Annotated in this window: 18 protein-coding genes; 7 read left to right on the top strand and 11 right to left on the bottom strand. The window is 54.8% G+C overall.

All coding sequences use genetic code 11. The features are described from left to right. Positions 1-388: 388 nt before the first annotated feature. The 3 genes from focA (at position 389) to pflA (ending at position 4,524) form a co-directional block, all read left to right on the top strand. Positions 389-1,246 carry a formate transporter FocA gene (focA, locus tag O1724_RS08205; protein ID WP_017384832.1) on the top strand — a complete coding sequence of 286 codons (858 nt, stop codon included), beginning with the start codon at positions 389-391 and terminating at the stop codon, positions 1,244-1,246. 51 nt (positions 1,247-1,297) lie between these two features. Next, on the top strand, positions 1,298-3,580 hold the full coding sequence (gene pflB / locus O1724_RS08200) for a formate C-acetyltransferase (RefSeq protein ID WP_003858247.1): 2,283 nt from the start codon (positions 1,298-1,300) through the stop codon (positions 3,578-3,580). A gap of 203 nt (positions 3,581-3,783) precedes the next feature. Next, the gene (gene pflA, locus O1724_RS08195) at positions 3,784-4,524 is read left to right on the top strand and encodes a pyruvate formate lyase 1-activating protein (protein WP_003858250.1); all 741 of its coding nucleotides are present in this window, start codon (positions 3,784-3,786) and stop codon (positions 4,522-4,524) included. 89 nt (positions 4,525-4,613) lie between these two features. Here pflA and O1724_RS08190 read toward each other — a convergent pair. The 11 genes from O1724_RS08190 to lrp all read right to left on the bottom strand — a co-directional run bounded on the left by O1724_RS08190 (position 4,614) and on the right by lrp (position 19,332). Continuing rightward, a protein-coding gene (locus O1724_RS08190) for an IS1 family transposase (protein WP_223433957.1) occupies positions 4,614-5,311 on the bottom strand; the annotation gives its coding sequence in 2 pieces (ribosomal slippage) (positions 4,614-5,062 and positions 5,062-5,311; 699 coding nt in all). Between the two features lie 28 nt (positions 5,312-5,339). Further along, positions 5,340-5,858: an anti-virulence regulator CigR family protein gene (locus O1724_RS08185; protein ID WP_479983957.1), complete on the bottom strand. Its 519-nt coding sequence runs from the start codon at positions 5,856-5,858 to the stop codon at positions 5,340-5,342. A gap of 123 nt (positions 5,859-5,981) precedes the next feature. Further along, entirely contained in the window at positions 5,982-7,130 is a 1,149-nt protein-coding gene (locus O1724_RS08180) for an MFS transporter (RefSeq protein ID WP_003858254.1), read from the bottom strand. Between the two features lie 274 nt (positions 7,131-7,404). Next, positions 7,405-8,268 carry a dimethyl sulfoxide reductase anchor subunit family protein gene (locus O1724_RS08175; RefSeq protein ID WP_047654007.1) on the bottom strand — a complete coding sequence of 288 codons (864 nt, stop codon included), beginning with the start codon at positions 8,266-8,268 and terminating at the stop codon, positions 7,405-7,407. A 1-nt stretch (position 8,269) separates the two neighbouring features. Beyond that, positions 8,270-8,887, bottom strand: a complete 618-nt coding sequence (locus O1724_RS08170) for a DMSO/selenate family reductase complex B subunit (protein ID WP_003858259.1) — start codon at positions 8,885-8,887, stop codon at positions 8,270-8,272. A 10-nt stretch (positions 8,888-8,897) separates the two neighbouring features. Next, positions 8,898-11,342 carry a dimethylsulfoxide reductase subunit A gene (gene dmsA, locus O1724_RS08165; RefSeq protein ID WP_479983956.1) on the bottom strand — a complete coding sequence of 815 codons (2,445 nt, stop codon included), beginning with the start codon at positions 11,340-11,342 and terminating at the stop codon, positions 8,898-8,900. 211 nt (positions 11,343-11,553) lie between these two features. Then, on the bottom strand, positions 11,554-12,846 hold the full coding sequence (gene serS / locus O1724_RS08160; protein WP_003858266.1) for a serine--tRNA ligase: 1,293 nt from the start codon (positions 12,844-12,846) through the stop codon (positions 11,554-11,556). 92 nt (positions 12,847-12,938) lie between these two features. Further along, the gene (rarA, locus tag O1724_RS08155; protein WP_126297322.1) at positions 12,939-14,282 is read right to left on the bottom strand and encodes a replication-associated recombination protein RarA; all 1,344 of its coding nucleotides are present in this window, start codon (positions 14,280-14,282) and stop codon (positions 12,939-12,941) included. 9 nt (positions 14,283-14,291) lie between these two features. Continuing rightward, a complete protein-coding gene (lolA, locus tag O1724_RS08150) occupies positions 14,292-14,906 on the bottom strand; it encodes an outer membrane lipoprotein periplasmic chaperone LolA (RefSeq protein ID WP_003858270.1) in 615 nt (204 codons plus the stop codon). A gap of 127 nt (positions 14,907-15,033) precedes the next feature. After that, positions 15,034-18,702 (bottom strand): DNA translocase FtsK 4TM domain-containing protein, encoded by a 3,669-nt coding sequence (locus tag O1724_RS08145; RefSeq protein WP_463726351.1) that lies wholly within the window; start codon positions 18,700-18,702, stop codon positions 15,034-15,036. Between the two features lie 135 nt (positions 18,703-18,837). Next, positions 18,838-19,332, bottom strand: a complete 495-nt coding sequence (lrp, locus tag O1724_RS08140) for a leucine-responsive transcriptional regulator Lrp (RefSeq protein ID WP_000228469.1) — start codon at positions 19,330-19,332, stop codon at positions 18,838-18,840. Between the two features lie 543 nt (positions 19,333-19,875). Between lrp and trxB the strand changes: the two genes are divergently transcribed. The 4 genes from trxB to aat all read left to right on the top strand — a co-directional run bounded on the left by trxB (position 19,876) and on the right by aat (position 25,196). Next, complete coding sequence (gene trxB / locus O1724_RS08135; RefSeq protein WP_003858303.1) at positions 19,876-20,844, top strand: thioredoxin-disulfide reductase; 969 nt, start codon at positions 19,876-19,878, stop codon at positions 20,842-20,844. Positions 20,845-20,958: 114 nt separating this feature from the next. Next, positions 20,959-22,725 (top strand): heme ABC transporter permease/ATP-binding protein CydD, encoded by a 1,767-nt coding sequence (cydD, locus tag O1724_RS08130; protein ID WP_047654009.1) that lies wholly within the window; start codon positions 20,959-20,961, stop codon positions 22,723-22,725. After that, positions 22,725-24,446, top strand: coding sequence for a heme ABC transporter ATP-binding protein/permease CydC (gene cydC / locus O1724_RS08125; protein WP_463726350.1), 1,722 nt, complete (start codon positions 22,725-22,727; stop codon positions 24,444-24,446). The genes cydD and cydC overlap by 1 nt, the downstream gene beginning before the upstream one ends. 45 nt (positions 24,447-24,491) lie before the next feature. After that, positions 24,492-25,196 (top strand): leucyl/phenylalanyl-tRNA--protein transferase, encoded by a 705-nt coding sequence (gene aat / locus O1724_RS08120; RefSeq protein WP_479983955.1) that lies wholly within the window; start codon positions 24,492-24,494, stop codon positions 25,194-25,196. Positions 25,197-25,380 lie beyond the last annotated feature (184 nt).

Here is a 25,380-nt window from a genome sequence, read left to right as displayed (position 1 = left end):
GGCTGTAGGCGTATTCAATCGCCTGAGCTATATTACGGGGCAATTTCATTGCCCCTTTTTTTTATTTTTCCGCAATGACTTTTAATTGTAATAATTAAGTTAACCACGGGTAAATATAAAAACGCTTACCTGAGCTTTACTGTTACTAATTATAATAAATACTCCATTTTAATTAACTGTTCCATGGGAGGCTGAAGGAAAAAATTCAACTCTTTTCATAACTTTTAAAATTTATTTTTATACGGATAATCAAATACTTACTCCGCTTTTGCTGTAAAACCATACACACTGCGGGCCTATAAGCCAGGCGAGATATGATCTATATCAATTTCTCTTCTATAATGCTTTGTTAGTATCTCGTCGCCGACTTAATAAAGAGAGAGTTAGTGTGAAAGCTGACAACCCTTTTGATCTATTACTCCCCGCTGCGATGGCGAAAGTTGCCGAAGAAGCGGGTGTCTACAAAGCCACGAAACATCCGATGACGACGTTCTTTCTGGCCATTACGGCTGGGGTGTTCATCTCCATCGCTTTCGTCTTCTATATCACAGCCACCACCGGCACGGCCGGGATGCCTTTCGGCATAGCGAAACTGATTGGTGGTATTTGCTTCTCACTGGGCCTGATTCTCTGCGTCATCTGCGGCGCCGACCTCTTCACCTCAACGGTGCTGATTGTTGTGGCAAAAGCCAGCGGAAGAATTACCTGGGGTCAACTGGGTCGCAACTGGCTCAACGTTTACGTTGGCAACCTGATTGGCTGTCTGCTCTTTGTTCTGTTGATGTGGCTCTCTGGCGAGTATATGACCGCCAACGGCGGCTGGGGGCTTAACGTCCTGCAAACCGCCGACCACAAAATGCACCATACATTTATCGAAGCCGTTGCTCTCGGCATCCTCGCAAACCTGATGGTCTGCCTGGCGGTCTGGATGAGCTACTCTGGTCGTAGCCTGATGGATAAAGCCATGATTATGGTTCTGCCGGTTGCTATGTTTGTTGCCAGCGGCTTTGAGCACAGTATTGCGAATATGTTCATGATCCCGATGGGGATTGTTATCCGCAACTTTGCAAGCCCGGAGTTCTGGACTGCTGTAGGTTCAACCCCGGAAAGTTTTTCACACCTGACGATTATGAACTTCATTACTGATAACCTGATCCCCGTCACTATCGGGAACATTATCGGTGGGGGTCTGTTAGTTGGGTTGACATACTGGGTCATTTACCTGCGTGGCGGCGATCATCATTAATGGTTGTCTCAGGCAGTAAATAAAAAATCCACTTAAGAAGGTAGGTGTTACATGTCCGAGCTTAATGAAAAGTTAGCCACAGCCTGGGAAGGTTTTACGAAAGGTGACTGGCAGAATGAAGTCAACGTCCGTGACTTTATTCAGAAAAACTATACCCCGTATGAAGGTGACGAATCCTTCCTGGCTGGTGCGACTGACGCAACCACCAAGCTGTGGGACAGCGTAATGGAAGGCGTTAAACTGGAAAACCGCACTCACGCGCCAGTTGATTTTGACACCTCCGTTGCTTCTACCATCACTTCTCACGATGCTGGCTACATCAATAAAGCCCTTGAGAAAATTGTTGGTCTGCAAACTGAAGCACCACTGAAACGCGCAATCATCCCGTTCGGTGGTATCAAAATGGTTGAAGGTTCCTGCAAAGCGTATAATCGCGAGCTGGACCCAATGCTGAAAAAAATCTTCACCGAATACCGCAAAACCCATAACCAGGGCGTATTCGATGTTTACACCAAAGACATTCTGAACTGCCGTAAATCTGGCGTTCTGACCGGTCTGCCAGATGCCTATGGCCGTGGCCGTATCATCGGTGACTACCGTCGCGTTGCGCTGTACGGTATCGACTTCCTGATGAAAGACAAATACGCGCAGTTCGTCTCTCTCCAGTCTGACCTGGAAAACGGCGTAAACCTGGAAGCGACTATCCGTCTGCGTGAAGAGATCGCTGAACAGCACCGTGCGCTGGGTCAGATCAAAGAGATGGCGGCTAAATACGGCTGCGATATCTCTGGTCCTGCTACCAACGCTCAGGAAGCTATCCAGTGGACCTACTTCGGCTACCTGGCCGCAGTTAAGTCTCAGAACGGTGCAGCAATGTCCTTCGGCCGCGTATCCACCTTCCTGGATGCGTACATCGAACGTGACCTGAAAGCAGGCAAAATCACCGAACAAGACGCTCAGGAAATGATTGACCACCTGGTCATGAAACTGCGTATGGTTCGCTTCCTGCGTACCCCAGAATATGATGAGCTGTTCTCTGGTGACCCAATCTGGGCAACCGAATCTATCGGCGGTATGGGCGTAGATGGCCGTACTCTGGTAACCAAAAACAGCTTCCGCTTCCTGAACACCCTGTACACCATGGGTCCTTCTCCGGAGCCGAACATCACCGTTCTGTGGTCTGAAAAACTGCCTCTGAACTTCAAGAAATTCGCCGCTAAAGTGTCCATCGACACCTCTTCTCTGCAATATGAGAACGATGACCTGATGCGTCCTGACTTCAACAACGATGACTACGCTATCGCTTGCTGCGTAAGTCCAATGGTTGTTGGTAAGCAAATGCAGTTCTTCGGTGCGCGTGCAAACCTGGCGAAAACCATGCTGTACGCAATCAACGGCGGCGTTGATGAAAAACTGAAAATGCAGGTTGGTCCTAAGTCTGAACCGATCAAAGGCGACGTGCTGAACTATGACGAAGTCATGGACCGCATGGATCACTTCATGGACTGGCTGGCTAAACAGTACGTGACCGCGCTGAATGTTATCCACTACATGCACGACAAGTACAGCTACGAAGCCTCTCTGATGGCGCTGCATGACCGTGACGTCGTTCGCACCATGGCATGTGGTATCGCAGGTCTGTCCGTTGCGGCTGACTCCCTGTCTGCAATCAAATATGCGAAAGTTAAACCAATTCGTGACGAAGATGGTCTGGCTATCGACTTCGAAATCGAAGGCGAATATCCGCAGTTTGGTAACAACGACGCTCGCGTTGATGACATGGCGGTTGACCTGGTAGAACGTTTCATGAAGAAAATTCAGAAACTCACTACCTATCGTAACGCTATCCCGACTCAGTCTGTTCTGACCATCACCTCTAACGTTGTGTATGGTAAGAAAACCGGTAACACCCCAGACGGTCGTCGTGCTGGCGCGCCATTCGGCCCAGGTGCTAACCCAATGCACGGTCGTGACCAGAAAGGTGCGGTTGCCTCTCTGACCTCCGTTGCTAAACTGCCGTTTGCTTACGCGAAAGATGGTATCTCTTACACCTTCTCTATCGTGCCAAACGCGCTGGGTAAAGACGACGAAGTGCGTAAAACTAACCTCGCGGGTCTGATGGATGGTTACTTCCACCACGAAGCGTCCATCGAAGGTGGTCAGCACCTGAACGTGAACGTGATGAACCGTGAAATGCTGCTCGATGCGATGGAACACCCTGAGAAATATCCTCAGCTGACCATCCGCGTATCTGGCTACGCAGTACGTTTTAACTCCCTGACGAAAGAACAGCAGCAGGACGTTATTACCCGTACTTTCACTCAGTCCATGTAAGTGGAATTGACTGAAATCACGCGTTAAAAAGCGTACAATAAAGGCTCCACGCAAGTGGGGCCTTTTTAACACCCTCGCTTCATCAGTCTCTTTTGTCCGCTATCTATACTTAATGGATAACAGCCAAAACAGACTCGACATAGCCTTTGAGCTGTGCATCTACATAGGCCCCCGGATGGGCCAAATTCGGAGATATCACCGCAATGTCAATTATTGGTCGTATTCACTCCTTTGAATCCTGTGGCACCGTCGATGGCCCGGGGATCCGCTTTATCACTTTCTTCCAGGGCTGCCTGATGCGCTGCCTGTACTGCCATAACCGTGACACCTGGGACACCCATGGAGGTAAAGAAGTCACCGTAGAAGATCTGATGAAAGAGGTGGTGACCTATCGCCACTTTATGAACGCGTCCGGCGGTGGCGTGACGGCATCCGGCGGTGAAGCCATTCTTCAGGCTGAATTTGTGCGCGACTGGTTCCGCGCCTGCCACAAAGAAGGCATTCATACCTGCCTCGACACCAACGGCTTTGTGCGCCGTTACGATCCAGTTATTGATGAACTGCTTGAAGTGACCGATCTGGTCATGCTCGATCTCAAGCAGATGAACGATGAGATCCACCAGAATCTGGTTGGCGTCTCGAACCACCGTACCCTGGAATTTGCCAAATACATTGCCAACAAAGGCGTCAAGACCTGGATCCGCTACGTGGTGGTGCCGGGCTGGTCAGATGATGATGACTCTGCACATCGTCTGGGTGAATTTACCCGGGATATGGGTAACGTGGAGAAAATCGAACTCCTGCCCTATCACGAGCTGGGTAAACATAAATGGGTGGCGATGGGTGAAGAGTACAAGCTCGATGGCGTGAAGCCGCCGAAAAAAGAGACGATGGAGCGCGTCAAAGGTATTCTTGAGCAGTATGGCCACAAGGTCATGTATTAACGAAAAGGCCCGGTGAAAACCGGGCCTTTTTATATTCTATTTAAAGACGCCGTTAATAACGGAAGTCACAATCGGGTAATGACTCCAACTTACTGATAGTGTTTTATGTTCAGATAATGCCCGATGACTTTGTCATGCAGCTCCACCGATTTTGAGAACGACAGTGACTTCCTGCCCAGCCTTGCCAGATGTTGCCTCAGATTCAGGTTATGCCGCTCAATGCGCTGCGTATATCGCTTGCTGATAACGTGCAGTTCTCCCTTCAGGCGTGATTCATAAAGCGGCCAGCCATCCGTCATCCATACCACGACCTCAAAGGCCGACAGCAGGCCCAGAAGACGCTCCAGCGTGGACAACGTGCGTTCACCGAATACGTGCGCCACAACCGTCCTCCGTATCCTGTCATACGCGTAAAACAACCAGCGCTGGCGTGATTTAGCGCCGACATAACCCCACTGTTCGTCCATTTCCGCGCAAACAATGACGTCACTGCCCGGTTGTATGCGTGAGGTTACCGACTGCGGTCTGAGTTTTTTAAGTGACGTAAAATCGTGTTGAGGCCAACGCCCATAATGCGTGCACTGGCGCGACATCCGACGCCATTCATGGCCATATCAATGATTTTCTGATGCGTACCGGGTTGAGAAGCGGTGTAAGTGAACTGTAGCTGCCATGTTTTACGGCAGTGAGAGCAGAGATAGCGCTGATGTCCGGCAGTACTTTTACCGTTACGCACCACGCCTTCAGTAGCTGAACAGGAGGGACAGCTGATAGAAACAGAAGCCACTGGAGCACCTCAAAAACACCATCATACACTAAATCAGTAAGTTGGCACCATTACCCACAATCGCTGTACTCAGCGCAATTAAGACCAGGTCGTCACCTACCACGCGCCATTCATAGCCCGGATAGGAAGGAAGCTGACCCAGCATATCGGCTGGCACGGTTTTCTTCGCAATGCCCGGAGGCAGTGGCTTACCGCGCGCCAGGTTTTTCGCAATACCCGGAGGCAGAGAGTCGTAGCCCGTTAAGCCGTAATTCAGGGCCAGATGGCGGGCATGATCGAAGCTTACGCGAGCATCCACATCATTACCGACATCTTTGCTGTTTTTAAAGCTCTTATCCGATTTCCCAGGGTTATCCTGACCGTTATTGTGCTTATTACCATGGTTACCAGAGTTCCCGTTACCATGATTGCCGCTATTACCTTGTCCGCCACCGTTTCCGTGACCACCGCCATTCCCGTTACCAGGATTAGCCATGGCCGGAGCCGTTGCAAACGTTAAAGCCAACACTACGGCAAGTGCGGTAGTGGAAAAACGACGAGTAGACATGATGGCTGCCTTTTAGTGGGAGAACTCATTGGAATTATCGCCAGGCAGTAAAAACTCACAATCAGTAAAAGTCTTATATGTGACAGGGACAAAAAAGCCTGTCATCGACAGGCTTTTAATAAATCAGGCATGGGCCACTGGCGTTGGATGTTCGCCCACTTTGCGCAGCAGCATTAGCAGATAAATAAACGACACGCTGGCGATCATAATAAACAGCAGATTATCAGAATAATTTTGCATGAGCATAGCGGTAAAAGTCGGCCCCAGTAAACTGCCGATAGTGTAACTCAGCAATAAAGCCTGGTTCATCGCCACCAGCTGGTGATGCTCAACTTTCTCACAGGCCCACGCCATCGCGACCGGATAGAGCGTAAAGCCCGCAGCCCCCAGAATGAACAGCGCGGGCGCCATCGCGGCGTTGCTGAGCATGGCGAGACAGCCCATGATGACCACGAAGACCTGAACGCGCAGCACCAGCAGACGACCAAAGCGGTCCGCCAGGCGGCCAATCGGCCACTGGCCGACAATCCCCGCGCTGACCATCACCGCCATCCAGAAACCGATCCCGGAATCACTGACGCCCTGATGGTTAAGATAGAGCGGCATCAGGCCATAGAGCGAGCCCAGCACAATCCCGGAAATAATGCAGCCGTTAACCCCCAGACGCGCCTGGCGCAGTCTCAGCATCGGCCAGACGTGGGTGGCTTCCTGATGTTCGCTGTTTTGATTCACAATACGGGTAAAGAGCAGCGGCAGGATCGCCGCCAGCACCATGCCCGTCACCCACGGCAGCACGCTCATCAGGTCGGTTGGCAGTTTGCTGACCATCAGCTGTCCCAGAACGGTACCGACGTAGTAAACCATCATATAGGCCGCCAGCAGACGCCCGCGATTACGGGACGTGCCGCTGCACATCAGCGCACTTTCAACCACCACCCAGATCATGGCGCAGCCGACGCCCGCAATAAAGCGCCAGACCATCCAGCTCCAGAAGCCGACCATAAGGCCTAAACCGGCGCAGCCGACGGCAAAGATCAGCGACGCCAGATAATAACTGCGGTTAAAACCAAAGCGCTTAATAAGGCTGCCCGTTAATAAGGTGCCCAGCAGATTGCCCGTAAAAAAGGACGAGCTAACCATACCCACCTGCCAGGTCGGTAAGTTTTCATGGGCGAGCCATAGCGGGACGAGTGTGTTTAACACCGCGATCGCCAGGGTCAGCAAAAGCAGGCCACAGAGCAACAAAAGCACCGGGCGGGTATAGGTGGTCATGGATTAAAAACCGTGAGGAAGTTCAGATTTCGTGCGCATCATGCCACTGGCAAAAACAAAGTCAATCCACCGATTCAGGCGTCACGCACGTTATGCGCCTTGTCGATTTAAAAAACTCATCCTGCTAATGCAAAGCCTGCTACTGATATTAATTATCTATTTGTTTTTATTTATTTCTGGGAATTTTTACAACGAAACATCAGTCGAAAAATTTCATGAATGAAAAAAGAAAAGCCGGGCGCTATGTCCCGGCTTTTTATAACAAAATCTAAAATTAGCTGGCGATAGCCAGACCGACCGTCATATGCAGACCATAAAATACGCCGCGACCAATTAACTCCCCTGCCAGCACCAGTACAAAGGCCAGGGACAGTAACGGCAGCGCAGGCGAGTAACCTTTAAGCTGAGGGGCAATCCAGCACACCAGCGCAGCCGTCAGCAGCACCACACGCCAGGCCATCAGCGAACCGTAATCCGGCACCAGCGCCGAAGCCTGCTGGATAGAGCTGTGAATGGTCGCCAGCTCCGCTCCCTGCATGAGCGCGACAACGGTACTGATTACCAGCGCCAGCAGCGAGACCGCGGGCAGCAGGCGCATCGCCCAACCATTAATGCCAGCCACGCGCAGCAGCAGATAACCCAGCAGGGGCCCGCCAATAAACATGGTCAGGAAGAAGCTCATCGGCGTCCAGACGCTGTACCAGGTTGTAACCGTATCAATGGTGTTGTACACCCTGACCATCATCCAGACGAAGACAACGCCCAGTACCATGGTGACGATGAGCCACAACGCGCGTAACCCTGACGGCAGCTTTTTCACCGCTGCCAGTAACCACCCCAGCCCGCCAACGGCAAAGAAGATTGCGCCGCTGGCAATCTCGTTACTCAGCGAAGAGGCACCTACGCGGTTCAGGGAGTTAAACGCGCGCATCGGTGAGCCCAGGTGCAGCGTAGAGGCGATAAACCCAATGCCCATCAACACCCACAGGCCAAACATGCTTAACACTAAACGCTGCTGCTGTTCAGTATTGAGGTTCCCTTTTAACAGCGCCAGCGCAAGAACGATAAACCCGCCCGCCACGCACTGCCCAAAGACCGTGAAGATCATCAGCGGCCATTCATGCCATCCACTTCCCATCTCACACCTCCTTCGGGTTTGCCAGGTAGCCGGTGGTGTCCCCCGTCGGACGGCTATTGGCGTTAGGTTTAATCACAATACTCGGCTTTGTGAAGTGCGCAGACGGCAGCGGCGCGACGGCAGCAAGCTGGCCGTGTTTTTTGCGCAGCTCCTCAATCGGGCCAAAGTCCAGCGCGCGCAGCGGGCAGGATTCGACGCAGATGGGCTTTTTGCCGTCCGCCACCCGGCTATGGCAGCCGTCGCACTTGGTCATGTGGCCTTTGGCGGCATTGTACTGCGGCGCGCCGTACGGGCAGGCCATGTGGCAGTAGCGACAGCCGATGCAGACATCCTCGTCCACCACCACAAAACCGTCGTCGCGCTTGTGCATTGCCCCGCTCGGGCAGACCTTGGTGCAGGCCGGATCTTCGCAGTGGTTGCAGGCAATCGACAGGTAATAGGCGAAGACATTCTGATGCCAGACGCCGTTATCCTCCTGCCAGTCGCCGCCCGCGTATTCATAAATACGCCGGAAGCTGACCTCCGGGGTCAGGTCTTTGTAATCCTTGCAGGCCAGCTCGCAGGTTTTGCACCCGGTGCAGCGGCTGGAATCAATAAAAAATCCATACTGGGTTGTCATCGGTTACTCCTTACGCCTTTTCAACCTGAACGAGGTTTGTGTGGGATGGGTTGCCCTTCGCCAGCGGCGATGGACGCTGCGTAGTGAGAACGTTGATGCAGCCCGCCTGATCGATACGGTTCGCATCCGGGTTATACCAGGCCCCTTCCCCCAGCGCGACAACGCCAGGCATCATACGCGGAGTCACTTTAGCTTCGATATGCACTTCGCCACGTCCGTTGAAGATACGTACGCGATCGCCATTACTGATGCCGCGGGCTTTCGCATCCATCGGGTTGATCCACATCTCCTGTCGGCAGGCCGCTTTCAGTACGTCAACGTTGCCGTAGGTGGAGTGAACACGCGCTTTGTAGTGGAAACCGGTCAACTGAAGCGGGAATTTCTCCGTCAGCGGATCGTTGTAGTTTTCGAAGCCTGGCGTATAAATCGGCAGCGGATCGATAACGTCCCCTTCCGGCAATTCCCACGTTGCGGCAATTTTTGCCAGCTCTTCGGAGTAGATCTCGATTTTGCCCGACGGCGTGGTCAGCGGATTGGCCTGCGGATCGTCGCGGAAGGCTTTATACGCCACATGATGCCCTTCCGGATCGCGCTGCTTGTACATGCCCTGCTTGCGGAAGGTATCGAAGTCCGGCAGGTCAGGAATGGCTTTGCGGGAAAGCTCGTGCAGATGGCGCATCCACCCTTCCTGAGTACGTCCTTCAGTGAACTGCTGCTCAACGCCAAGACGTTTCGCCAGCTCGGAAGTCATCTCATAGATGGTTTTGCACTCGAAGCGCGGTTTGATGGCCTGGTCAGTGAAGATCACATAGGACATGTTGCCGCAGGAGGCATCCAGCGCGAAATCCATCTGCTCAGACGCGGTGCAGTCTGGGAGCAGAATATCGGCATACTTTGCCGATGAGGTCATGTGGCAGTCGATCACCACAATCATTTCGCACTTCTTATCGTCCTGCAAAATTTCATGGGTGCGGTTGATCTCTGAGTGCTGGTTGATCAGGCAGTTACCGGCATAGTTCCAGATCATTTTGATCGGCACGTCCAGCTTATCTTTGCCCCGAACACCGTCGCGCAGCGCGGTCATTTCCGGGCCGCGCTCGATCGCGTCTGTCCACATAAACATGGAGATGCTGGTCTGAACCGGGTTATCCAGCGTTGGCATACGTTCAAACGGTACTTCATACGAGCCTTCACGCGCCCCGCTATTACCGCCGTGAATACCGACGTTGCCAGTCAGAATCGAGAGCATAGAAATAGCGCGGGTGGCAATTTCGCCATTCGCGTGGCGCTGAGGTCCCCAGCCCTGGCTGATATAAGCCGGTTTGGTTGAACCAATTTCACGTGCCAGCTGAACAATACGTTCGACAGGAATGCCGGTGATAGTGGATGCCCACTCCGGGGTTTTCGCCACGCCGTCGCTGCCCAGGCCAAGAATATAGGCTTTATAGTGCCCGTTAGCCGGTGCGCTGGCTGGCAGCGTCTTCTCGTCGTAACCGACGCAGTATTTATCCAGGAACGGCTGGTCGACGAGGTTTTCAGTAATCATCACATACGCCAGCGCATTGACCAGCGCCGCGTCGGTACCAGGGCGGATGGGGATCCACTCGTCTTCACGCCCTGCGCCGGTATCGGTGTAGCGCGGATCGACGATGATCATTCGTGCGTTGGATTTGGCGCGCGCCTGCTCAAGGTAATAGGTTACCCCGCCGCCGCTCATGCGCGTTTCGCCTGGGTTGTTGCCGAACAACACCACCAGTTTACTGTTCTCGATATCCGACGGGCTGTTGCCGTCTGCCCAGCCGCCGTAGGTATAGTTCAGGCCTGCGGCAATCTGTGCGGAAGAGTAGTCGCCGTAATGATTGAGATAGCCGCCGCAGCAGTTCATCAGGCGCGCCACCAGCGTTTTACCCGGCGGCCAGGAACGGGTCATGGTGCCGCCAAGCGTCCCGGTGCCGTAGTTGAGGTAGATAGATTCGTTGCCGTACTCTTTGATCAGGCGCTGCATGTTGGTCGCGATAATATCGTAGGCTTCGTCCCAGCTAATGCGCTCGAACTTCCCTTCCCCACGCTTACCGACGCGCTTCATTGGGTATTTCAGACGATCCGGGTTATATACGCGACGGCGCATTGAGCGACCACGCAGACAGGCACGAACCTGATGTAACCCTTCGTAGTTATCATCGCCGGTATTGTCGGTTTCGACATATTTGATTTCACCGTCCACCACATGCATACGCAGTGGGCAGCGGCTACCGCAGTTAACGGTACAGGCACTCCACACCACTTTTTCCGGGGCTGAAGCGGGAGACAGAGCCTCCGCCGCCGACGCCAGTCGGGTAAAGGGGAGCGTAAAGGCGCTGCTGGCAACCGCCAGACCACCTATTGCCGTGGTTTTCATCAACCCACGGCGAGTGACCTCGGCAGCCATTAACGCTTCAGGCGCTTTGATTTTCATAAAGACTCACTTTGGTTGCTCACAAAGAAAAGAGAGGCGGCGCAAACCGCTATGTAGTTTTATTTATAACGAATTACAACGTTATTGGTGTTTTATGCTGACTTTCGTTCGGAGGAGTATTACTACTTTAGAGGGAGGGGTTATTGCTTCGTATCAAATCAGAGGCATAAAAAAAGCGCCCTGAGGCGCTTTTTTGTCTTAGAGCAAATAATTATCCGATGAACTGCTGGCCTTTCATGTAAGGGCGCAGCACTTCAGGGATCTCAATGCGCCCGTCAGCCTGCTGGTAGTTTTCCAGCACAGCAACCAGCGTACGGCCTACTGCCAGACCAGAACCGTTCAGGGTATGAACCAGACGGGTTTTCTTGTCAGATTTGCTGCGGCAACGCGCCTGCATACGACGCGCCTGGAAATCCCAGACGTTGGAGCAGGAGGAGATTTCACGGTAGGTGTTCTGCGCAGGCACCCAGACTTCAAGGTCGAAGGTTTTGCAGGCACCGAAGCCCATGTCGCCGGTGCACAGCGCCATACGACGGTAAGGCAGCCCCAGCAGCTCCAGCACTTTTTCCGCGTGGCCGGTCATCTCTTCCAGCGCGTCCATAGACTCTTCCGGACGAACGATCTGCACCATCTCAACTTTATCGAACTGGTGCATACGGATCAGACCGCGCGTATCGCGACCGTAAGAACCGGCTTCAGAACGGAAACATGGAGAGTGCGCAGTCAGTTTGATTGGCAGATCGTCTTCGTCGATGATCTCATCACGCACGAGGTTGGTCAGCGGCACTTCCGCAGTTGGGATCAGCGCGTAGTTGCTGCTGTCAGCTTCCTCGTCCAGCGGACGGGTATGGAACAGATCGCCGGCAAATTTCGGCAGCTGGCCTGTACCGTACAGCGTATCGTGGTTAACCAGATACGGAACGTAGGTTTCGCTGTAGCCGTGCTGCTCGGTGTGCAGATCCAGCATGAACTGCGCCAGCGCGCGGTGCAGGTGAGCAATTTGCCCTTTCATTACCACGAAGCGAGAACCGGTCAGCTTAACCGCTGCCGCAAAGTCCAGGCCCGCGTGCATTTCGCCCAGCGTCACGTGATCGCGCACTTCGAAGTCAAACTCGCGAGGCGTACCCCAGCGTTTCACTTCAACGTTGTCGTTTTCGTCTTTGCCGACAGGCACGCTGTCGTCAGGAATGTTCGGGATCGCCAGAGCAATATCGCGAATTTCAGCCTGAAGAACGTCCAGTTCAGCTTTCGCCTGATCCAGCTCTTCACCCAGTTTGTTCACTTCCAGGCGTAATGGCTCAATATCTTCCCCGCGCGCTTTCGCCTGGCCAATGGATTTCGATCGAGAATTACGCTCTGCTTGCAGATTTTCAGTTTGTACCTGCAAAACTTTACGACGCTCTTCAAGAGCGCGCAGCTTATCTACATCCAGCTTAAAGCCCCGGCGTGCCAGTTTTTCAGCGACTGCGTCTGGCTCATTACGCAGCAGATTGGGATCGAGCATGCTTATCCTGTGCTTATCGAATTAAAAAAGGAAAAAGTGACCACAGCCTGCGGCCACAGAGATATATTGCCAACATTACCGCAACGATTGAACTAACGGTAGCGTTTTATAGGGCTATTTTGATCCTGTCCGGCAAGCCAGGCGAGCTTTTCGCCAATCTTACCCTCAAGACCTCTGTTTGTAGGGTGATAATAGCGGGTTTGTGCCATCTCCTGCGGGAAATACTCCTCCCCGGCGGCGTAGGCATTGGGTTCATCATGGGCGTAGCGATACTCCTGCCCGTGACCCATTTCTTTCATCAGCTTTGTAGGGGCATTGCGAAGGTGTACCGGAACGTCGTAATCCGGACGTTCACGTGCATCCGACATCGCCGCTTTGAAGGCGGTATACACCGCGTTACTTTTCGGCGCGCAGGCCAGATAGACAATTGCCTGCGCAATGGCACGCTCACCTTCCACGGGTCCGACGCGGGTAAAGCAGTCCCAGGCGGAAATAGCGACCTGCATGGCGCGTGGATCGGCATTACCGACATCTTCTGACGCAATGGCCAGGCAGCGACGCGCGACATATAACGGATCGCCACCGGCGGTAATGATACGCGCATACCAGTAGAGTGCCGCATCCGGCGCGCTGCCGCGCACGGATTTATGTAACGCAGAGATAAGGTCGTAGAAACGGTCGCCTTTATTATCGAAGCGCGCACTGCGTTCACCGGCAATTTCGGTGAGCAGTTCAGGCTTCAATACGCGCTTGCCCGCATCGTCCACTTCGGCCATATCGGCCATCATTTCCAGCGTATTCAGTGCCCGACGCGCATCGCCGTTGACCAGTTCAGCGATCGCACGACGCGTCTCGTCCGGCAGAACGATATCCTGTCCGCCGTAACCCCGCGCTTTGTCCTCCATCGCCTGAGTCAGAACCTTTTCGATATCCTCTGTGGTCAGGGATTTAAGCAGGTAAACGCGGGCGCGGGAAAGCAGCGCGGAGTTGAGTTCAAACGACGGGTTTTCCGTGGTTGCGCCGATGAAGAAAATCGTGCCGTCTTCAATGTGCGGCAGAAACGCATCCTGCTGGCTCTTGTTGAAGCGGTGGACTTCATCAACAAACAGAATGGTGCGGCGCCCGGCATTACGGTTTTGCCGTGCGCGCTCGATCGCCTCGCGGATCTCCTTCACGCCGGAGGTAACCGCCGAGATGCGCTCAACGTCCGCGTTAGCATAGCGGGCGATCACTTCAGCGAGGGTGGTTTTGCCGGTGCCGGGTGGCCCCCAGAGGATCATGGAGTGCAGATGCCCCGCCTCAATAGCGCGAGGCAAGGGTTTCCCCGCAGCCAGCAGGTGTTGCTGGCCGATGTACTGCGCTAAATTTTCTGGCCGCATACGGGCGGCCAGAGGTTGAAACGCATTATCTGAAAAATCGAGCGACAGGTTGCTCACTCATGCCTCTTACTTATTACGTTGGTCATCCACCGTTACGCCCTGCGGCGGGGTAAAGGTGAATTTCGAAGCATCTACAGCGCCGTTTTGCTGAGACTTAAGCTGATAGCTACTGCGCTGATCGTCCTGCTCAACCGCGCCGAACTGATTGATGGTACCGTTGCTGCTCACGTTAATCGTGAACTGCTTCAGATTACCGTTGCTGCCTTTTGGCGTCAGGACGAACTCATCACCGTTTTGTTTGATGTTGTACTGCTGCCAGTCGCTGGACTGGTTACGGGCAATGAGCATAAACGGCGTATTGCTGGTCGCGTCTTTCAGCCAGGTGGCGGTCGCCTGCTCAACAAACGGGTTGTAGAACCACAAGGTTTTCCCGTCGGACACCAGCACGCTTTCATCAGGCTGGGTCATGTGCCAGTTGAAGAGATTCGGGCGTTTCACCCACAAATCCCCCTGACCTTCCTGCACCGCGTTGCCGCTGCCGTCAGTCACTTTTTGCGTGAAGCTGGCGTGGAAGCTGCTCACTTTATCCAGTCGGCTTTTAAGGTCGCTGGCTGCATCAGCCCAGACGCTGCTGGCAACAAAACTGGAGAGTAATGCACAGGCGATGGCGATTTTTTTCATTGTTATTCCTTAAAATACGTCTTCCCGATATGGGGGTTCCGTTTCTATTCTGGACCTGCCCGAAGGCAGGCGACAGAAGAATATGCTTAATTTTTGCTGATTTACCCTTCTTTGCAATCGCTGAAGGTTAATCAAAAGGCGGTGGTGCCAGCACCTCTCGGTTACCGTTATGCCCCTGTTCGCTCACAATACCCTGGGCTTCCATCTGCTCGATAATACGCGCCGCGCGGTTGTAGCCGATACGGAACTGGCGCTGGACGCCGGAGATGGACGCCTTACGTTTTTCGGTGACGAAATTAACCGCCTGGTCAAATAACGGATCCAGTTCTTCGCCGCCGTCAAAACCACCGCCGCCACCTTCGCTTTCACTGTCGGAGGTGATGCCGTCAACGTATTGCGGCCGCCCGCGCGCTTTCCAGTCCTGTACCACCGCATGCACTTCCTGGTCGCGAACAAACGCACCGTGGACACGCACCGGCGAGGTGGAGTTCGGGCCGGAATAGAGCATATCACCCATTCCCAGCAGCGACTCTGCACCGCCCTGGTCAAGGATAGTACGCGAGTCAATTTTACTCGACACGGTAAACGCGATACGGGTCGGGATGTTTGCCTTAATAAGACCGGTGATAACGTCTACGGACGGACGCTGCGTTGCCAGTACCAGGTGGATGCCCGCCGCACGCGCTTTCTGTGCCAGACGCGCAATCAGCTCTTCCACTTTCTTACCAACGGTCATCATCAGGTCGGCAAATTCATCCACCAGCACCACGATGTAAGGCAGTTTTTCCAGCACCGGATGCTGGGCATCCATGCTGTCACCCGGCTTCCAGTATGGGTCCGGAATCGGACGGCCCATACGCGCCGCCTCGGCGATTTTCTCGTTATAACCGGCCAGATTACGCACGCCCAGCGCCGACATCAGCTTGTAGCGACGCTCCATTTCATTGACGCTCCAGCGCAATGCGTTGGCGGCGTCCTTCATGTCGGTCACCACTTCCGTTAACAGGTGCGGAATGCCTTCGTAGACGGACAGTTCAAGCATTTTCGGGTCGATCATGATGAAACGCACATCTTCAGGCTGCGCTTTGTAGAGCATACTGAGGATCATGGCGTTCACCCCGACTGATTTACCGGAGCCGGTGGTACCCGCAACCAGCAGATGCGGCATCTTCGCGAGATCGGCAACCACCGGATCGCCGGCGATATCTTTACCCAGCACCACGGTCAGCGGGGACGGGTTGTCGCGGAATTTGGTGTTATCCAGAACTTCACGCAGATAAACGGTCTGGCGTTTCTTGTTTGGCAGCTCAAGGCCAACGTAAGGCTTACCTGGGATCACCTCCACCACGCGTACCGCCACGGTCGACAGAGAACGCGCCAGGTCACGGGACAGGTTAGAAATACGTGCCGCTTTTACGCCTGGCGCCAGATTCAGTTCGAAACGGGTGATTACCGGGCCAGGTGAGTAGTTCACCACGTCCGCTTTAATACGGAAGTCAGCCAGACGCGCTTCCACCAGACGGGCCATCTGTTCAAGGGCAAAGGTATCCACCGGCTCGACTTCCGCTGGCGGCGGCGTTAACAGATCCAGCGACGGCAGCGGCGTACTTGGTCGTTGCAGCGGACGGCTGTCTCCGTTACGCATCAGCAGCGGGTGAATCAGGCTTTCCTGCGGCTGTGGTGCTGGCTGCTGGAACTGCGGCTGCGGCGGTTGGGCCGGTGGTGTATGCGGCTGCGCATAAGCCTGCGACGCTGGCTGTGGTGGCTGCGCATTAACCTGTGGCGCTGGCGCCTGACGCACCGGTTCCGCTTCCGGCATCACGCTCGGCGTGAACAGTGGTTCGCTCGGACCGTCATCCACCAGATCTTTCATCGGTGAAAATTCAAAGTCCGAGAGCGAGAACGGATTTGACCCCGAAGGCTGCTCACCGGAATAACGTTGCTGTTGCGTGGCGGCAAACTGACGCGCTAATTCCGCTTCGGCAGCATCATCTTCATCCTGCTGAGAATGAACATCGTGTTGGTACTCATTCCCGTAGCGTTGAGTCTGTTGGGCAGCAAACTGACGCGCCAGCTCATCCTGATGCAGTTCGTCGGCATCATCTTCGTAGTCGGATTCACGGGCTTTCTCTTCCGCCATACGCTGGGAAGGCAGTTTAATGCCATAAGAGGCCAGCTCCCGGCGCGTAGGTACGCGCACGCGATTAGGGCGCGGCAATTGTGGACCAATGCCCTCTTTCACCTGAGGACGCGGCGCACCGTCGGTTGCCGGGCTGAATAGCGGAGCGGACGCGGCAGCGGCTGCCGTTGCCTGCTTCACGGTTTCTGCTCCTGACGCAACGGCTGGCGCTGGGTCTACAGGTGCAACGCTCGCAGAAGGCGCTTTTACAACAGGCTCCTGCACCGGCTCAGGCACGGGCTGATACCAGGCGGCAAGCTGCTCGCGCTCACGGGCACGGCGCTCTTCCACTTCTTCAAAATAGTACAATGGCGGACGGGATGGCTTCGCTTCCTCCACCACTTCGGGTTCAGACACCGGCGCAACATATGGCTGTTCAGGCACAGCGGGTTCGGGCGTATAAGCCTGATACGGCTGTTGCGGCTCGCTGGCAGGCTCAGACGGATGATACGATTGCTGACACTGTTCCTGCTGCACAGGAATATAGCTTTCAGGCTCCGGCGCAATGGTCGGTTCAGGCGTATGGACGCCTGGCGCAGTCTGCCAGTCCACCTGCGGTTGCTGGATCGCGGACTCCGGTGCCGGAACAGGCGACGACGGCATCACGGCTTCAACAGGCGCAACATGGGCCTGCGCAGCCGTCGTTGCGGCGGCAGCAGCGGCTACCGGTTCAGTCACGGAATGACCATGCAACAGCGGATCGTATTCGTCATACTCACCCGGCGTAGCTCGATGACCAGAGAACAACACATCATCAGGATCGACGGCCGCACCGCGATACTCAATCTGCTCGTCTTCATCCATACGTTTGCCGGAGAAAAGCGCGGCATCCGTTTTACGGCCTAACGGGTTAGCGAATTTTTCAGCAACGCGCTGGCGGCGTGCCAGAGCACCGCGCAGAATACGGGCACGGCGGGATTCACGACGCTGCACAGGTGCCTCGTATTCCTCTTCGTATTCATCTTCATATTCGTCTTCATCGACCCACGTATCATCACGACGGGTACGATTGCTGGCAAACGTCAGCAGAGTCAGAATAAAGCTGCCGATTTTTTCGGCAATGCTCACCCAGGACCAGCCGGTAACCAGCGTCAGGCCCGCCGCCCAGATGCAGAGCAGCGCCAGCGTGCCGCCGCTGCTGTGAAGCATCGGTTGCAGCGCGGAGCTCAACAGGCTGCCAATCACACCGCCGGAGGCGAAATACCAGATGTCATCGGCATTGATCGCCGCCAGTCCGCAGGAGGTGAGGATCAGCGCCAGGGCGCCAATCAGGCGCAGCGAAACGGCAAAATAATCGATGTAGTCGTCGTTCTGTCGATGACGCCAGGCAAACCAGCATCCGCCAATAATGATGACAGGAAGGGTATAGGCCATCACACCGAAAATGAAGAAGAGCGTGTCCGCAAGCCAGGCGCCGGGAACGCCACCCAAATTATGGATAGGCTCATGCCATGCGGTTTGCGACCAGCTGGGATCTGAGGGGTTGAAACTGAGTAAGGCAGCCATCAGCCAGACGGCAAAAAGGGCAATAACAATCAGTAACGCCTCAAGGAGACGACGTCCGCTGCTTAGCTTAGATAATGTGACTTCTTTGTCTTCAGTGTATTCCTGGCTCAAGAAAGGCTCTCCAGGTATCAGGCATGTCCTGCCTGTGTGCTAAAACGGACAACAGCGCCGGGACTCCCCGGCACTGTTGCTGTATGGATTAACAGGAGTGTAATCAAACTACACTGATTTTGCACCTGTTCCGTGTTAGCGCGTCTTAATAACCAGACGATTGCTCTGTTTGACCTCTTCCATCACCACATAAGTACGGGTGTCGTTCACGCCTGGCAGACGCAGCAGGGTTTCCCCCAGCAGCTTACGGTAGGCGGACATATCAGGCACACGGGTTTTTAACAGGTAGTCAAAATCACCGGAAACCAGATGACACTCTTGAATTTCTTCAAGTTTTTGTACAGCGGCGTTAAATTGCTCAAACACATCTGGTGCACCACGATTCAGAGTAATCTCAACAAATACCAGAAGTGAGGCATCCAGATAATGCGGGTTCAGCAGAGCCGTATAGCCCTGAATAAAACCCTGTCTTTCCAGTCGACGCACACGCTCAAGGCACGGCGTCGGGGAAAGTCCCACACGTTTTGAAAGCTCGACGTTGGAAATACGCCCATCCTTTTGCAATTCATTAAGAATGTTACGATCGATACGGTCGAGATCTTTGCCAGGGCGCTTCTTGCTATCTACCATTATTATTGTCTCTCTGTATTCCTTCCCTACTCCTGCCTGGACCCTGTGCACATCACTGTTCAGAGCCTGTACCCGTTATTCATCACATCGCCTGGTTATGTATTAGACGCGATGTGGACTCGGGTTCTGCGGTAAGAAGACCGTTGCCCGAAAGCAGTCACAGACATCACGTATGGCGTCTGTCCACACCATGCGTAGATTTCACTGACCCGGTAAAAATGGCATTTCCGTGCATGTCTATGCGGCATGCAGTTCGTGCGTCTTTTTTTCTTCCTTGAATGTTTTCGCAAAAGCGCAGGGGATTGTCAAAGCAAAACATCGATTTTTAGTACAAGATGCCGGATATTCATTACAGAGGGGTATTAATCCTCATTTTATTGCCTTATAAACGCGCTGTTTTCAGTAGCAGACGTGATGTGACCGCCTCTGACCCATAGGGCGCGTCTATTGCATATATCGGAAGCAAAACTGCCGTGCTCTTTTTTTACGGCAACAAATTCCCTACAATCCAGCCCATTGCCTGCCAACAACAATGGGGATCTCATGGGCACGACCAAACACAGTAAGCTGCTAATCCTTGGATCTGGACCTGCGGGTTATACCGCAGCGGTCTATGCTGCACGCGCTAACCTGCAACCGGTACTGATCACCGGGATGGAAAAAGGCGGTCAGTTGACCACCACCACGGAAGTGGAAAACTGGCCGGGCGACCCGAACGACCTGACCGGGCCGCTGCTGATGGAGCGCATGCACGAGCATGCCGCCAAATTCGAAACCGAAATCCTGTTCGACCACATCAATAAAGTGGATTTGCAGAACCGTCCGTTCCGCCTGACGGGTGACAGCGGCGAATACACCTGCGATGCGCTGATCATCGCCACCGGCGCCTCTGCCCGCTATCTCGGTCTGCCGTCTGAAGAAGCGTTCAAAGGCCGCGGCGTGTCAGCCTGCGCGACCTGCGACGGTTTCTTCTATCGCAACCAGAAAGTTGCGGTGATCGGCGGTGGTAATACTGCGGTCGAAGAAGCGCTGTATCTGGCAAATATTGCCTCAGAAGTACACCTGATCCACCGTCGCGACACCTTCCGCGCGGAGAAGATCCTGATCAAACGCCTGATGGACAAAGTGGCGAGCGGTAACATTGTGCTGCATACCAACCGTACGCTGGAAGAAGTAACTGGCGATCAGATGGGCGTGGCGGGACTGCGTATCCGTGATACCCAGAACACCGATAACGTCGAAACGCTGGAAGTGGCAGGCCTGTTTGTGGCAATCGGTCACAGCCCGAACACGGCTATCTTTGAAGGTCAGCTGGAGCTGGAGAACGGCTACATTAAAGTGCAGTCTGGCATTCACGGCAACGCCACCCAGACCAGCGTTCCGGGTGTCTTCGCAGCTGGTGACGTGATGGACCATATTTATCGTCAGGCGATCACCTCTGCGGGCACCGGTTGTATGGCCGCGCTGGACGCAGAACGCTACCTGGACGGGCTGGCTGAACAAGGTAAATAATCTTTACAAGTCAGTAACAAACGTAAATAAAGGCGGCCACTGGTCGCCTTTATTTTTGCTCACGTGTAACATGCAGATGTCTAATTTCTTATAACGTCACCTGCAAAGTACGCAATGGAAAAAACCCGTCAACAAGAGTTAACCCGCTGGCTGAAACAGCAAAGCGTTCTGTCCCGCCGCTGGCTTATGATTTCCCGCGTTCTGGGATTTATCAGCGGTCTGTTGATTGTTGCCCAGGCATGGCTGCTGGCCCGCATTCTCAACCATATGATCATGGAGAACATCCCGCGCGAAGCGCTGCTGTTGCCGTTTATCGTTCTGGTGCTGGTTTTCGTTCTGCGTGCGTGGGTGGTCTGGCTGCGCGAGCGGGTTGGGTTCCATGCGGGGCAGCACATCCGCTATGAGATCCGCCGCAAGGTGCTCGATCGGCTTTCAGAAGCCGGGCCTGCGTGGATCCAGGGCAAGCCGGCCGGTAGCTGGGCGACGCTGATCCTTGAGCAAATCGACGATATGCACGATTACTACGCGCGTTATCTTCCGCAGATGGCGCTGGCGGTGTTTGTGCCTCTGATGATTGTTATCGCCATCTTCCCGGTTAACTGGGTGGCGGCGCTGATCCTGCTGGGGACCGCCCCGCTGATCCCGCTGTTTATGGCGATGGTCGGCATGGGCGCGGCTGATGCTAACCGCCGCAACTTCCTGGCGCTGGGTCGGTTAAGCGGCCATTTCCTGGACCGGCTGCGCGGCATGGAAACCCTGCGGATCTTTGGTCGTGGTGAAGCGGAAACCGAAAACATTCGCCTGGCGTCGCAGGATTTTCGTCAGCGCACCATGGAAGTGTTGCGCATGGCCTTTCTCTCTTCTGGCGTACTTGAATTTTTCACCTCCCTGTCGATTGCGCTGGTGGCGGTTTACTTTGGTTTCTCCTACCTCGGCGCGCTGGACTTTGGTCACTACGGTACGGCGGTTACGCTTTCCGCTGGGTTCCTGGCGCTGATCCTGGCCCCGGAATTTTTCCAGCCGCTTCGCGATCTCGGCACCTTTTACCATGCCAAAGCGCAGGCGGTGGGTGCTGCCGACAGCCTGAAAACCTTCATGGAAACGCCGCTGGCGCATCCGGAGCGTGGTGAGGTAACGCTGAATACGAACGATCCGGTGACCATTGAAGCACAGGATTTTTCTGTTCTGTCGCCTGAAGGCAAAGTACTGGCCGGTCCGCTGAACTTTACCCTGCCTGCCGGGCAACGTGTGGTGCTGGTGGGTACCAGCGGCTCAGGTAAAAGCTCATTGTTGAATGCGCTTTCAGGTTTTATGGCGTACACCGGATCGCTGCGTATCAACAAAACGGAGCTGCGCGAGCTCGATCCTGATGCCTGGCGTAAACAGCTAAGCTGGGTGGGGCAAAACCCGCAGCTGCCAGCTCCGACGCTTCGCGAGAATGTGCTGCTGGCACGCCCGGATGCGCGTGACGATGAGCTGCAATCGGTCCTCGACCGCGCCTGGGTCAGCGAGTTTCTGCCGCTGCTTGCGCAGGGTATCGATACCGTCATTGGCGATCAGTCTGCCGGGCTGTCAGTAGGCCAGGCACAGCGCGTCGCGGTTGCCCGTGCGCTGCTGAACCCCTCTTCGCTAATGCTGCTGGACGAACCCGCCGCCAGCCTGGACGCTCATAGCGAGCAGCGCGTGATGGATGCGCTTAACGCAGCCTCACGCCAGCAAACCACCCTGATGGTGACTCACCAGCTGGAAGGTATTGCCGACTGGGATCAGATCTGGGTGATGGAAAACGGACACATTGTTGAGCAAGGCGATTACGCCGCGCTTGTTGCCGCGCAGGGGCCGTTTGCGACCCTGCTGGCGAACCGTCAGGAGGATATCTGATGCGCGCCCTGCTTCCGTATCTTGCACTGTATAAACGCCACAAATGGATGCTGACGCTCGGGATCGTGCTGGCGATCGTCACGCTGCTCGCCAGCATCGGCCTGCTTACGCTTTCCGGCTGGTTCCTCTCCGCGTCTGCGGCCGCAGGCTTTGCCGGACTGTACAGCTTTAACTACATGCTGCCTGCCGCCGGGGTGCGCGGCACGGCGATTACGCGAACTGCCGGGCGCTACTTCGAGCGTCTGGTCAGCCACGACGCGACCTTCCGCGTGCTGCAACACCTGCGTATTTATACGTTCAGCAAACTGCTGCCCCTCTCCCCTGCCGGGCTGGCACGTTTTCGACAGGGCGAATTACTCAACCGCGTGGTCGCGGATGTGGATACGCTGGATCACCTCTATTTGCGCGTCATTTCACCCATGGTGGGCGCGTTTGTGGTGATTGTCGTGGTGACGCTGGGGTTGAGTTTCCTGGATGTTCCCATCGCACTGACGCTCGGCGGCATCATGCTGATGACGCTGATTATTCTGCCGCCCCTGTTTTATCGTGCAGGTAAAACCACCGGGGAAAACCTGACGCGCCTGCGTGGAGAATATCGCCAGCAGCTCACCGCCTGGTTGCAGGGACAGGCCGAGCTTACCCTTTTTGGCGCCAGAAAGCGCTACCGCGCCCGCATGGAAAATACGGAGCTGAACTGGCATGAAGCCCAGCGTCGCCAGTCTGAACTGACCGCTTTCTCCCAGGCGCTGATGATGTTAATTGGTGGGATTGCCGTAATCGCCATGCTCTGGATGGCCTCCGGTGGCGTGGGCGATAACCCGCAGCCTGGCCCGCTAATTGCGCTGTTTGTTTTCTGTGCCCTGGCAGCCTTTGAAGCCTTAGCCCCGGTTACGGGCGCCTTTCAGCATCTCGGCCAGGTGATTGCCTCTGCGCTGCGCATTACGGATATTGCCGAGCAGGAGCCGGAAGTGAAGTTCAGCGCGGGTCAAACCGCTGTGCCGGAGCAGGTCGCGCTGACGCTCAGCAATGTCACTTTCGCCTACGACAAGCCGGCGCAAAACGCGCTGGAAGACATCACCCTTTCTGTTGATGCCGGGCAGCGCATTGCGATCCTTGGCCGTACGGGATGTGGAAAATCGACACTTCTGCAACTTCTCACGCGCGCGTGGGACCCACAGCAGGGCGAGATTCGGTTTAACGACGTTCCGCTGTCTGGTTTTAGCGAAGCGGCCTTGCGTAAAACGGTCAGCGTCGTGCCCCAGCGGGTGCATCTGTTCAGCGCTACGCTGCGCGATAATCTTCTTCTGGCGGCACCAGACGCCTCCGACGATACGCTGCGGGCAATGCTGGAGCAGGTTGGGCTGCACAAGCTGCTTGAAGACGATGGCTTGAACAGCTGGCTGGGTGAAGGGGGTCGACAGCTTTCCGGTGGCGAACTGCGTCGTCTGGCCATTGCGCGTGCGCTGCTGCACGATGCGCCGCTGATGTTGCTGGATGAACCGACAGAAGGACTGGATGCCACGACTGAGAGTCAAATCCTTGATTTACTGGCGAATGTGATGAAAGGTAAAACCGTACTGATGGTCACGCACCGTCTGCGCGGGCTGGTGAATTTCGATCAGATAATTGTGATGGACAACGGACACATAATTGAGCAAGGTAGTCACGCAGAGCTGCTGGCAAAACAGGGTCGCTACTACCAGTTTAAACAGCGCCTGTAGACTATATTTGTAGCGTCCTCTCTCGCGTACTGGAGTTCTGTTGTCATGCGCCTGGTGCAGCTTTCTCGCCATAATATTGCGTTCCCTTCACCGGAGGGGGCGCTGCGTGAACCTAACGGCTTGCTGGCTCTGGGCGGCGATCTCTGCCCGGCACGGCTCTTAATGGCTTACCAGCGCGGCATCTTCCCTTGGTTTTCGCCTGGCGACCCGATCTTATGGTGGTCTCCCGACCCGCGAGCCGTGCTGTGGCCTGGGCAGTTTCACCTGAGCCGCAGCATGAAGCGGTTTCATGCAAAATCACCCTTTCGCGTCACGCTCAATCACGCCTTCGGCCAGGTTATCGAAGGCTGCGCTGAAGATCGTCATGAAGGCACCTGGATAACCCGCGATATCATTATCGCCTACCACCAGCTTCATGAGCTGGGCTACGCGCACTCTATTGAAGTATGGAAAGAGGATAACCTCGTCGGCGGAATGTACGGCGTGGCGCAGGGCACGCTGTTCTGCGGTGAGTCGATGTTCTCCCGTGCCACGAATGCGTCAAAAACCGCGCTGCTGGTGTTTAGCGAGGAATTTGCCCGTCGTGGCGGACGGCTGATGGATTGTCAGGTGCTGAATGAGCACACCGCCTCGCTCGGCGCCGTTGAAATCTCCCGCCGACACTATATCGAACACCTTGAACAATGCCGAAAAGAGACCCTTCCACGCGATTTTTGGGTTCCCAGAGCGCTCTTTATGCCCAATGCCTAAATGTTTTCCGCATATTTTTTATGAGGGTGTTATAATTATGCCGCAGAGTAGCTTCTGCCTGTTGCCCCGCCGCCGTTTGGGACCCTCGCTTCAGATAACGTCCTGACGTTTATCCTGTCGTCTCCCCTTTACGAATGCGCTTTCCGTTCGGTTGTACCGTGACGCTTGGGCAATACGCTGAGAC

The organism is Enterobacter cloacae complex sp. HYC074_NIDB (genome assembly GCF_056673345.1).
This window is presented reverse-complemented; position numbering and strand designations above follow the sequence as displayed.